This window comes from Streptomyces sp. NPDC054841, assembly GCF_053611045.1.
On sequence record NZ_JBSGZO010000313.1, the window covers coordinates 1 to 10,290 of the forward strand.

The 10,290-nt window shown below is 70.4% G+C and carries 9 protein-coding genes; 5 read left to right on the forward strand and 4 right to left on the reverse strand.

The window, feature by feature from the left end; translation table 11 throughout:
* Nucleotides 1-159: 159 nt before the first annotated feature.
* Nucleotides 160-1,041, forward strand: a complete 882-nt coding sequence (mutM, locus tag ACWGI8_RS30920) for a bifunctional DNA-formamidopyrimidine glycosylase/DNA-(apurinic or apyrimidinic site) lyase (RefSeq protein ID WP_453665907.1) — start codon at nucleotides 160-162, stop codon at nucleotides 1,039-1,041.
* Here mutM and ACWGI8_RS30925 read toward each other — a convergent pair.
* Both ACWGI8_RS30925 and ACWGI8_RS30930 read right to left on the reverse strand, forming a co-directional pair.
* Entirely contained in the window at nucleotides 993-1,391 is a 399-nt protein-coding gene (locus ACWGI8_RS30925) for a winged helix-turn-helix transcriptional regulator (protein ID WP_453665909.1), read from the reverse strand. The genes mutM and ACWGI8_RS30925 overlap by 49 nt on opposite strands.
* Nucleotides 1,392-1,512: 121 nt before the next feature.
* Nucleotides 1,513-2,355 carry a CAP domain-containing protein gene (locus ACWGI8_RS30930; RefSeq protein ID WP_453665911.1) on the reverse strand — a complete coding sequence of 281 codons (843 nt, stop codon included), beginning with the start codon at nucleotides 2,353-2,355 and terminating at the stop codon, nucleotides 1,513-1,515.
* A 142-nt stretch (nucleotides 2,356-2,497) separates the two neighbouring features.
* On the opposite strand from ACWGI8_RS30930, the gene ACWGI8_RS30935 reads away from it, so the two are divergent.
* The 4 genes from ACWGI8_RS30935 to ACWGI8_RS30950 all read left to right on the forward strand — a co-directional run bounded on the left by ACWGI8_RS30935 (nucleotide 2,498) and on the right by ACWGI8_RS30950 (nucleotide 8,933).
* Nucleotides 2,498-2,779, forward strand: coding sequence for an acylphosphatase (locus tag ACWGI8_RS30935; RefSeq protein ID WP_453665913.1), 282 nt, complete (start codon nucleotides 2,498-2,500; stop codon nucleotides 2,777-2,779).
* 379 nt (nucleotides 2,780-3,158) lie between these two features.
* On the forward strand, nucleotides 3,159-3,377 hold the full coding sequence (locus ACWGI8_RS30940) for a hypothetical protein (protein ID WP_453665914.1): 219 nt from the start codon (nucleotides 3,159-3,161) through the stop codon (nucleotides 3,375-3,377).
* 172 nt (nucleotides 3,378-3,549) lie between these two features.
* On the forward strand, nucleotides 3,550-7,212 hold the full coding sequence (locus tag ACWGI8_RS30945; RefSeq protein ID WP_453665916.1) for a chromosome segregation SMC family protein: 3,663 nt from the start codon (nucleotides 3,550-3,552) through the stop codon (nucleotides 7,210-7,212).
* A 296-nt stretch (nucleotides 7,213-7,508) separates the two neighbouring features.
* Nucleotides 7,509-8,933: a sugar porter family MFS transporter gene (locus ACWGI8_RS30950; protein WP_453665918.1), complete on the forward strand. Its 1,425-nt coding sequence runs from the start codon at nucleotides 7,509-7,511 to the stop codon at nucleotides 8,931-8,933.
* A 40-nt stretch (nucleotides 8,934-8,973) separates the two neighbouring features.
* Here the strand turns inward: ACWGI8_RS30950 and ACWGI8_RS30955 are convergent, their stop codons facing one another.
* The gene (locus tag ACWGI8_RS30955) at nucleotides 8,974-9,945 is read right to left on the reverse strand and encodes an LLM class flavin-dependent oxidoreductase (RefSeq protein ID WP_453665920.1); all 972 of its coding nucleotides are present in this window, start codon (nucleotides 9,943-9,945) and stop codon (nucleotides 8,974-8,976) included.
* A 60-nt stretch (nucleotides 9,946-10,005) separates the two neighbouring features.
* A complete protein-coding gene (locus ACWGI8_RS30960; RefSeq protein WP_453665922.1) occupies nucleotides 10,006-10,137 on the reverse strand; it encodes a hypothetical protein in 132 nt (43 codons plus the stop codon).
* Nucleotides 10,138-10,290: the final 153 nt, after the last annotated feature.

Consider the following 10,290-nt stretch of genomic DNA (forward strand, 5'->3'; position numbering starts at 1 on the left):
GAAGAGCCCGTCCGGCGTTCGAGGACGGACACACCGGTGCGCCGGTGGTACCGGGCACGCTTCGCAGCCTGCCCGCAGGGCGTACGGGGGCTGGGGCAGCGCCCCGGTTCGGGGGCGGTACGCTGCGGGCGTTGATTCGTACAGTTCCGGAGGAGACCCGTGCCCGAGCTGCCCGAGGTCGAAGTAGTGCGGCGTGGGCTCGAAACCTGGGTCGCCGGGCGGACCGTCGCCGAGGTGGAGGTGCTTCACCCGCGCGCCGTGCGCCGGCACCTCGGCGGGGGCGAGGACTTCGCCGCGCGACTCAAGGGTCAGCGGATCGGGGTCGCCCGGCGTCGCGGCAAGTACCTCTGGCTGCCACTGGAGGACAGCGGCGCCGCCGTGCTCGGACATCTGGGGATGAGCGGTCAACTGCTGGTCCAGCCGGAGGCCGCAGCGGACGAGAAGCATCTGCGCATACGGATCCGCTTCACCGACGACCTGGGCACCGAGCTCCGCTTCGTCGACCAGCGCACCTTCGGCGGGCTTTCGCTGCACGACACCACCCCCGACGGCCTGCCGGACGCCATCGCGCACATCGCACGGGACCCGCTCGACCCCCGGTTCGACGACGCCGCCTTCCAGACCGCCCTGCGCCTGCGGCGTACGACGGTCAAGCGCGCGCTGCTCGACCAGTCCCTGATCAGCGGCGTCGGCAACATCTACGCCGACGAAGCCTTGTGGCGCGCCAAGCTCCACTACGACCGGCCGACCGCGAGCCTGACCCGTCCGCGCTCCGCCGAGCTGCTCGGCCATGTACGGGACGTCATGAACGCCGCCCTCGCCGTCGGCGGCACCAGCTTCGACAGCCTCTACGTCAATGTGAACGGCGAGTCCGGGTACTTCGACCGGTCATTGGACGCGTACGGGCGTGAGGACGAGCCGTGCCGCCGCTGCGGCACACCGATGCGCCGGCGCCCCTGGATGAACCGGTCCAGCTACTTCTGCCCGCGCTGTCAGCGCCCGCCGCGCCCGGCCCGTTCGTTGCCGCGCGTTCCGTCGTAACGCTCACGCGCCGCCAGTACGTCGGGCATCCGCCCCTCCACCAGCTGGATCAGAGCGAGCAGCCGCTCGGCCACCTCGCGCCCCAGCGGCGTCAGTTCGTAGTCGACCCGCGGCGGATTGGTGTGCTGCGCCTCGCGAAGGACGAGCCCGTCCCGCTCCAGCGCGTGCAGCGTCTGCGAGAGCATCTTCTCGCTCACGCCGTCGACGCGCCGCCGGAGCTCGTTGAAGCGGAAGCTCCCGTCGTGCAGGGCGCCGAGCGTCAGGGCGCCCCAACGGCCGGTCACATGCTCCAGCGTGCCGCGCGACTCGCACTTCCGCGAGAACACGTCGAAGGCGATGTCGTGATCCATGCGGCACACCCTACGCCGCAGCGCTTACCTCAGGATTGCGCTTTCCGTGAGTCAGCCCGTCAGCCCGTCGGGCCGTCGCGGCCCGTCAGCTCGTAGGCCCGGCCGCCGGACGGTCTCCGGCTCAGAAGCCGAAGTCCTGCGTCCACCACGGGCCGCCCTCGGCGAAGGACACGCCCACGCCGAGGGTCTTGTACTCGCAGTTGAGTATGTTCGCGCGGTGGCCGTCGCTGTTCATCCAGGAGTTCATGACCGTCCGGGCGTCGGCCTGCCCACGGGCTATGTTCTCGGCGCCCAGCCCGCTGACACCGGCCTGCGCGGCCCGGTCCCACGGCGTGTCCCCGTCCGGGTCGGTGTGGTCGAAGAAGCCGCGCCCCGCCATGTCCTCGCTGAACGAGCCGGCGAGCGCACCGAGTGAGGCGTCCGCGCGTACCGGGCTGCAGCCCACCTTCGCGCGCTCCTCGTTGACGAGGTCCAGTACCTGGGCCTCCACTGCGGCCTCGCCGGTCGGCGCCTTGATGCGGGACGGCTTGGCAGGGGCCGGCGAGGCCTCGCGCTCCGGGGTCCTGGTCTGCTTCTCCGGCGCCTTCGTCTCAGGGGCCACCGGCTTCTTCGCCTCGGGCTCCTTCGACCTCGGCGTCTCCTTCGACGGCGTCGCGGACGCCTTTCCGGACGTCGAGGAGGCGCCCTTCGAGGGAGCCGCCGCGGGCTGGGCGGCGCGGCTCACCGTGGCGGAAGGACGGTCGGACGGGGTGGCGGAGGCGCCGCCCTGGGCGTTCAGCCGGCCTGCGCGCTCGGCGTGCACCTGCTGGCCGCTGGTGCTCTCGCCTCCCACGGTGAAGGTGTCGCCGCCCGGCAGCAGACCGGATGCCACGGCCACGGCGCCCACCGCCATGGCAGCGGAGGCTCCGAGCAGTCCGGTACGTACGGGCACTGCGGCCCGCTTCTTCCGGCGGTGGCGTCCCATCCGCTCGTCCTTTCTTCCTCGACGTCAAACTCGACAGCATGAGATCTCACCCGAATGAGTGAGGCTCATTGGGTGGCGACTGTACGCGAGAACAAGGGAGGGCGATGTGATGCGAAAGGAATTGGCCCGTTAGCTTGCGTGCATGAATGAACATGCACGGCTCACCGCCTGGGTACGCGGCCGAGTACAGGGAGTGGGCTTCCGCTGGTTCACCAGGGCAAACGCTTTGGAGATCGGCTGCCTCAACGGCTTCGCCCTCAATCTCGACGACGGCCGGGTGCAGATCGTGGCCGAGGGGCCACGTGAGAATTGCCACCGTCTGCTCGACTGGCTCCGCTCTTCCGACACGCCCGGCAGTGTCGACGGCGTCACCGAGATCTGGGGCGATCCGCGCGGGGGCTACGAGGGATTCGCGATCCGCTGATCGAGCGCGGATCGGCGGCCACGCGATGTGTTCAGATGACTGCCGCGAGCGCGCATGTTCGGTGGGAATGGCCTGGTGGTTGCCAATAACGGTCCTGCCGTGCCAGGCTGCCGCAGTAAGGATGATCTCCACGCCCCCAGGGCCCCGTTGGAGAGCCGCCGCCGTGGGTTTTCGGCCGTGTGCCCCAGGGTGCCAGTGGATACGGGGCGTGATCGTGTTGACCGTCAAACTTTTTGGTGAGACGCTGGAAGCCCCGCGCACCTTAGCTGTTTGGCAGTACGAACCGCAGTGAGAACAAGCGCTGCCGAGCACCGCGGGTGCGAATCCCTCACGACCCACACCGCATCGGTCGGTCACTCAGTGTGGAGGACCATCCATCATGGCAAAGGCGCTTCTCGGTTACGTCGGCGGTTCCGACCCGCGACTCCTCGCCGAGATGCGACGGCTTCAGCAGCGCGTCCAGGACCTGGAATCCGAGCTCGTACGGATCCAGTCCGAGAACGACGCGCTGAGCGCTGCCGCCGCACAGCACCATGGCGAGTCGCTGCTCCAAGGCATCGACATCGACGTTCCCAAGGGCGAGCCGGCACTCACTTGATCACAGCCCCCCGTGGGGTCAGGTGAGAAACACTCTCGCAAGGCAGGTATGCATGCAAGGGACGCTTCGGCGTCCCTTCTTCTTTGTTCCTGGCTGTAGGGCTCCCGTTACCGTCTGATGTGCCCTGCATATTCATGGGTGAAACCGAAAGCGAAGGGTAGAGTCCGGCGGCGTGCACCTCAAGGCCCTGACCCTCCGCGGGTTCAAATCCTTCGCCTCCGCCACGACGCTGCGTTTCGAGCCCGGAATCACCTGCGTCGTGGGACCGAACGGCTCCGGCAAGTCCAATGTCGTGGACGCGCTGTCCTGGGTCATGGGTGAACAAGGGGCGAAATCCCTGCGCGGCGGCAAGATGGAGGACGTCATCTTCGCGGGCACGACCGGGCGGCCGCCGCTCGGCCGCGCCGAGGTGTCCCTCACGATCGACAACTCCGACGGGGCGCTGCCGATCGAATACGCCGAAGTCACCATCACGCGGATCATGTTCCGCAACGGTGGCAGCGAATACCAGATCAACGGCGACACATGCCGGCTGCTGGACATTCAGGAACTGCTCTCCGACTCGGGTATCGGGCGTGAGATGCACGTCATCGTCGGGCAGGGGCAACTCGACTCGGTCCTGCACGCGGACCCGATGGGGCGCCGGGCGTTCATCGAGGAGGCCGCGGGCGTTCTCAAGCACCGCAAGCGGAAAGAGAAGGCCCTGCGGAAGCTGGACGCGATGCAGGCCAATCTCGCGCGGGTCCAGGACCTGACCGATGAGCTCCGGCGTCAGCTCAAGCCGCTGGGACGACAGGCCGCGGTGGCGCGGCGGGCCGCCGTCATCCAGGCGGATCTGCGCGACGCCAGGCTGCGGCTGCTCGCCGACGATCTCGTACGGATGCGCGAGGCTCTCAGGTCCGAGGTCGCCGACGAGGCCGCGCTGAAGCAGCGCAAGGAGGCAGCCGAGGCGGAGCTGCGGGCGGCCCAGACACGCGAGGCGGAGCTGGAGGACGAGGTACGCCGGCTGGCGCCGCGGCTGCAGCGGGCGCAGCAGACCTGGTACGAACTGTCCCAGCTGGCCGAGCGGGTGCGCGGCACGGTCTCGCTGGCCGAGGCCCGGGTGAAGAGCGCGACGTCCGCGCCGGCGGAGGAGCGGCGCGGCCGCGACCCCGAGGACATGGAGCGCGAGGCCGCCCGGATCCGCGAGCAGGAGGCGGAGCTGGAGGCCGCCCTGGAGGCGGCAGAGCGCGCGCTGGAGGACACCGTCGCGCACCGTGCCGAACTGGAGCGCGAGCTGGCGGTCGAGGAGCGCCGGCTGAAGGACCTCGCACGGGCGATCGCCGACCGCAGGGAGGGGCTCGCCAGGCTGAACGGCCAGGTGAACGCGGCCCGTTCGCGTGCGGCGTCGGCCCAGGCGGAGATCGGTCGGCTGGCCGCGGCCCGCGACGAGGCGCAGGATCGCGCGGTCGCGGCGCAGGAGGAGTACGAGCAGCTCAAGGCCGAGGTCGACGGGCTGGACGCGGACGACTCCGCGTTGACCGGCCGGCACGACGCAGCCAAGGACGAACTGGCCGAGGCGGAGGCGGTGTTGTCCGCCGCACGTGAGGCGGCCACCGCCGCGGAGCGCAAACGCGCTGCCCTGGCCGCCCGCCACGAGGCCCTTGCCCAGGGCTTGCGCCGCAAGGACGGCACGGGCGCGCTGCTCTCGGCCAGGGACACGCTCTCCGGCCTTCTCGGCCCCGCCGCCGAACTCCTCACGGTCACCCCGGGCTACGAGATCCCTGTCGCAGCCGCTCTCGGCGCGGGCGCGGACGCCGTCGCGGTACGCGACCCCGCCACCGCCGCGGAAGCGATCCGCCTCCTGCGCAAGCAGGACGCGGGCCGCGCGTCCCTGCTGCTGTCCCTGCCGACGCAGGGCGCGGGCCCCGAGGCCGGGACTTCCGGTGCCGCGTCGTCCGCTCCCGTGGGGCAGGGGACCGGACCGGGCTCGGCGTCCGTAGTGGTGCCCGGCCGGGCGACCGGTCCCGTCGTGACGGAGTCCGCCCGGGTCGTCGACCTGGTCCGCGGGCCCGCGGAGCTGATGCCCGCCGTGGAACGGCTCGTACGGGACATGGTGGTCGTCGGGACCCTGGAGGACGCCGAGGACCTGGTCCAGGCGCGGCCCGGGCTGACCGCGGTCACCGCGGAAGGGGATGTGCTGAGCGCGCACTTCGCGCACGGCGGATCCGCGGGGGCGCCCAGCCTGCTGGAGGTGCAGGCAGCGGTCGACGAGGCGGCCGCCGAGCTGGCGGAGCTGGCCGTACGGTGCGAGGAACTGGCCGTACAGCAGCACGAGGCTGCCGAGCGGCGCACCGCATGCGCCGGTCTCGTCGAGGAGCTGGGGGAGCGGCGGCGGGCGGCCGAGAAGGAGAAGGCCGGTGTCGCCCAGCAGTTGGGGCGGCTCGCCGGGCAGGCGCGCGGGGCCGCCGGGGAGGCCGAACGGACGGCCGCGGCTGCCGCCCGGGCCCAGGAGGCGCTGGAGAAGGCGCTGTACGAGGCCGAGGAGCTGGCCGAGCGGCTCGCGGTCGCCGAGGAGAGCACCCCTTTCGGGGACGGAGGGGAGGAGGAGCCGGACACCTCCGCGAGGGACCGGCTCGCGGCCGACGGTGCCAACGCCCGCCAGACCGAGATGGAGGCCCGCCTCCAGGTCCGTACGCACGAGGAGCGTGTGAAGGGGCTCGCGGGGCGTGCCGACTCGCTCGACCGCGGCGCGCGCGCCGAGCGCGAGGCACGGGCACGCGCCGAGCAGCGCCGCGCCCGGCTGCGCCACGAGGCGGCCGTCGCGGAAGCGGTGGCCAGTGGCGCACGCCAGCTCCTCGCGCACGTCGAGGTGTCCGTCGTCAGAGCCGAGCAGGAACGTGCCGCGGCGGAGGCCGCGAAGGCCGAGCGGGAACGCGAGCTGACGTCGGCCCGCGGCGAGGGCCGGGACCTCAAGAGCGAGCTCGACAAGCTCACCGACTCCGTCCACCGTGGCGAAGTCCTCGGCGCCGAGAAGCGGCTGCGCATCGAGCAGCTGGAGACGAAGGCCCTGGAGGAGCTGGGCGTCGAGCCCGCGGGCCTGGTCTCCGAGTACGGCCCGGACCAGCTCGTACCGCCGTCTCCGCCCGCCGAGGGCGAGGAGCTCCCGGAGGACCCGGAGCATCCGCGCAACCAGCCGCGGCCGTTCGTCCGCGGCGAGCAGGAGAAGCGGCTCAAATCCGCCGAACGGGCCTATCAGCAGCTCGGAAAGGTGAATCCGCTCGCCCTCGAGGAGTTTGCGGCGCTGGAGGAACGGCACAAGTTCCTCTCCGAGCAGCTCGAAGACCTGAAGAAGACCCGAGCCGACCTCCTTCAGGTCGTCAAGGAGGTCGACGAGCGCGTCGAGCAGGTGTTCACGGAGGCGTACCGGGACACCGCGCGCGAGTTCGAGGGTGTCTTCTCGCGGCTCTTCCCCGGCGGCGAGGGCCGGCTCATTCTCACCGACCCCGACAACATGCTCACCACGGGTGTGGACGTCGAGGCCCGCCCGCCGGGCAAGAAGGTCAAGCGCCTTTCGCTGCTGTCCGGCGGCGAACGCTCGCTGACCGCCGTGGCGATGCTGGTCTCGATCTTCAAGGCCCGGCCGAGCCCGTTCTATGTCATGGACGAGGTCGAGGCGGCTCTCGACGACACCAACCTGCAGCGGCTGATCCGGATCATGCAGGAGCTCCAGGAGAGCTCCCAGCTGATCGTGATCACGCACCAGAAGCGGACCATGGAGGTCGCGGACGCGCTGTACGGCGTGTCCATGCAGGGTGATGGTGTGTCCAAGGTCATCAGCCAGCGACTTCGCTGACCCGGAGCCCGGAGCCCGGAGCCCGGAGCCCGGAGCCCGGAGCCGGAGCCCGGAGCCGGAGCCCGGAGCCCGGAAAGCAACGCACAGCTCCCACCTGGATCTTCAAAGGTTGTACACAACACCCTGACCTCTTCGTTTCACGCGCATCGAGGCCGCGTCTTGACTTCGAAACTTGAAGGCATAGTCTCTGCAACGTTGCTTTTACCTTCAAGTGGTGGGCGGCGGTATGTTGTGCGCCACTTGAAGGGCTCGCCCCCCACGCCCGGCGCCGCTGCCGGGCGGCCCCAGGAGTACACGTGTCCAGCACAGCGCAGGTGTCGCCAGAAGGCCGCAAGGCCCGGCCGGAACACCTCAGCCACGTCATCTTCATCGCGGCCGCGGCCGCGATGGGCGGCTTCCTGTTCGGCTACGACAGCGCGGTGATCAACGGTGCTGTCGAGGCGATCCGGGGCCGCTTCGCGGTCGGTTCCGAGACCCTGGCCCAGGTCATCGCTGCCGCGCTGATCGGCTGCGCCATCGGCGCGGCGACCGCCGGCCGGATCGCCGACCGCATCGGCCGGATCCGCGTCATGCAGATCGCCGCCGTGCTGTTCATCGCGAGCGCGCTCGGCTCCGCGATGCCGTTCGCCCTCTGGGACCTCGCCATGTGGCGTGTCATCGGTGGCATCGCCATCGGTATGGCCTCGGTCATCGCCCCGGCCTATATCGCCGAGGTCTCCCCGCCCGTGTACCGCGGCCGCCTCGCCTCCTTCCAGCAGGCCGCCATCGTCACCGGAATCGCCATCTCGCAGCTGGTCAATTTCGGCATCCTCAGCCTCGCGGGCGGTGACCAGCGCGGCAAGATCGGCGGCTTCGAAGCCTGGCAGTGGATGCTCGGCGTCATGGTCGTCCCGGCCCTGATCTACGGACTGCTCTCCTTCGTCATCCCCGAGTCGCCGCGCTATCTGATCTCCGTCGGCCGGGTCGAGCAGGCCCGCAAGGTGCTCCGCGACGTCGAGGGCAAGCAGGTCAATCTGGACACCCGGGTCGCCGAGATCGAGCAGAACATGCGGCACGAGCAGAAGCCCTCGTTCAAGGACCTGCTCGGCGGCAAGTTCCTCTTCCTGCGGATCGTCTGGATCGGCATCGGACTCTCCGTCTTCCAGCAGCTGGTCGGCATCAACGTGATCTTCTACTACAGCTCCTCGCTGTGGCAGTCGGTCGGCATCAACCCCGAGAGCTCGTTCCTCTACTCCTTCGAGACGTCCATCGTGAACATCGTCGGCACGGTGATCGCGATGCTCCTCGTCGACCGGATCGGCCGCAAGCCGCTCGCGCTCATCGGCTCCTCCGGCATGGCGGTCTCGCTGGGCCTGGCCGCCTGGGCGTTCTCGTACAAGACCGAGACCGGCGGCGTGGTCTCGCTGCCCAGCCTTCAGGGCACGGTCGCCCTCTTCGCCGCCAACTTCTTCGTGCTCTTCTTCGCCCTGTCCTGGGGTGTCGTGGTGTGGGTGCTGCTCGGCGAGATGTTCCCCGGCAAGATCCGCGCCGCCGCACTGGGTGTCGCCGCCTCGGCCCAGTGGATCGCCAACTGGCTGATCACCGTGACCTTCCCGTCCCTCTCGGACTGGAACCTGTCGGGCGCCTACGTCATCTACACATTCTTCGCCGTGCTCTCGATTCCGTTCATCCTCAAGTGGGTGCCGGAGACGAAGGGCAAGGCGTTGGAGGAGATGGGCTAATCCCCGCTGCCCCTCTCCTCGCACCCGGAACTGCCCCGGCTCAGTCCTTGAGCCGGGGCAGTACCTGTTCGCAGAAGAGATGGACGCTGCGCCAGCCCTCGTCGACCGGCATCCCGCCGCACAGCGGATGCAGTACGAGACTGTCGGCGCCCGGGGACACGCACTCGTCCGGTGTCACCACCCGGTACACCCCCTCCGCCCGGAGCTCCGCCACGGTCGTCGCCGCCGATCTCACGGCCGAACGGATGTCCCTGGACTGCCAGGAGGCGTACGTCCGCGCCTCGTGCAGGAAGTGCTCCCCGTACTGCGCCCAGGTCCGGTCCGGGTCCTCCGCGATGTGCAGCAGGGGTGTCTTCGCCGCCGGCATCATGCAGAAGCCGTCCGTCCCGTACTCCTCGCGCAGCTGGTGGTAGTACGCCTCCAGTTCGGGCAGGTGCGCGCTCGGGAAGAACGGCAGGCCGAGCCGGGCGGCGCGACGGGCCGCCGGTTTCGAGGAGCCGCCGACCAGCAGCATCGGATGCGGCTGGGTGTACGGACGCGGAGTGACCCGGACCGTACGCCCCCGATGGATGAACTCCTCGCCGGTCCAGGCCGCGAGCAGGGTGTCCAGCAACTCGTCCTGGAGCGCGCCGCGCCGCTTCCAGTCGACGCCGTGCGCGGCGTACTCCTCGGGCCGGTAGCCGATGCCCGCGACCGTGACCAGCCGTCCCTTGCTCAGCAGATCGAGTACGGCGATGTCCTCGGCGAGCCGCAGCGGATCGTGCAGCGGGCCGATGACCGCGGAGACGGTGACCGCGATCCGGCGGGTCGCACCGAAGACGGCGCCCGCGAAGGCGAAGGGGGACGGCAGCCAGTTGTTGGCGGCGCCGTGGTGCTCCTCGGTCTGGACCGTGTCGACGCCCCGGTCGTCGGCGTACGCCGCCATCTCGAGGGCGGACCGGTAGCGGCCCGCCAGGGACTCGGGGGTCGCCGCGGGATCGACGAGGTTGAACCGTACGACTGTGAAGGCCATGACGAAACGTCCCCCTCCGCCGGGTGCCGGTAGCGGAGGGGGACGTTAGCTGACGTGGCGTCAGATGGAAACAGTCGCGGGCTCGCGCTCTCCCACAGGCTCGGCGGCGGGCGCCGTGGCCTTCGACTGCGGCAGCACGGCATACAGCACCGCCGCGGCGACGATCGTCGCCGCCCAGCCCAGGCCGTTCACGTCGACCCAGGACGAAGCCAGTGGGATGTGCCTGCGCCCATGGTGAGCAACAGCACGCTGCGCCGGCGGGGGGGGGGGGGGCCCCCCCCGACCGGCGGGGCGCCGGCGGGGGGGGGGGGGGGCGGGGGCGGCGGGGGGCGGTGATGGTGTGCC

Coding starts and splice junctions, on each gene's coding strand:
- ACWGI8_RS30925 (WP_453665909.1), bottom strand. CDS start 1,391: ATGGATCACGACATCGCCTTCGACGTGTTCTCGCGGAAGTGCGAGTCG.
- ACWGI8_RS30930 (WP_453665911.1), bottom strand. CDS start 2,355: ATGGGACGCCACCGCCGGAAGAAGCGGGCCGCAGTGCCCGTACGTACC.
- ACWGI8_RS30935 (WP_453665913.1), top strand. CDS start 2,498: ATGAATGAACATGCACGGCTCACCGCCTGGGTACGCGGCCGAGTACAG.
- ACWGI8_RS30940 (WP_453665914.1), top strand. CDS start 3,159: ATGGCAAAGGCGCTTCTCGGTTACGTCGGCGGTTCCGACCCGCGACTC.
- ACWGI8_RS30955 (WP_453665920.1), bottom strand. CDS start 9,945: ATGGCCTTCACAGTCGTACGGTTCAACCTCGTCGATCCCGCGGCGACC.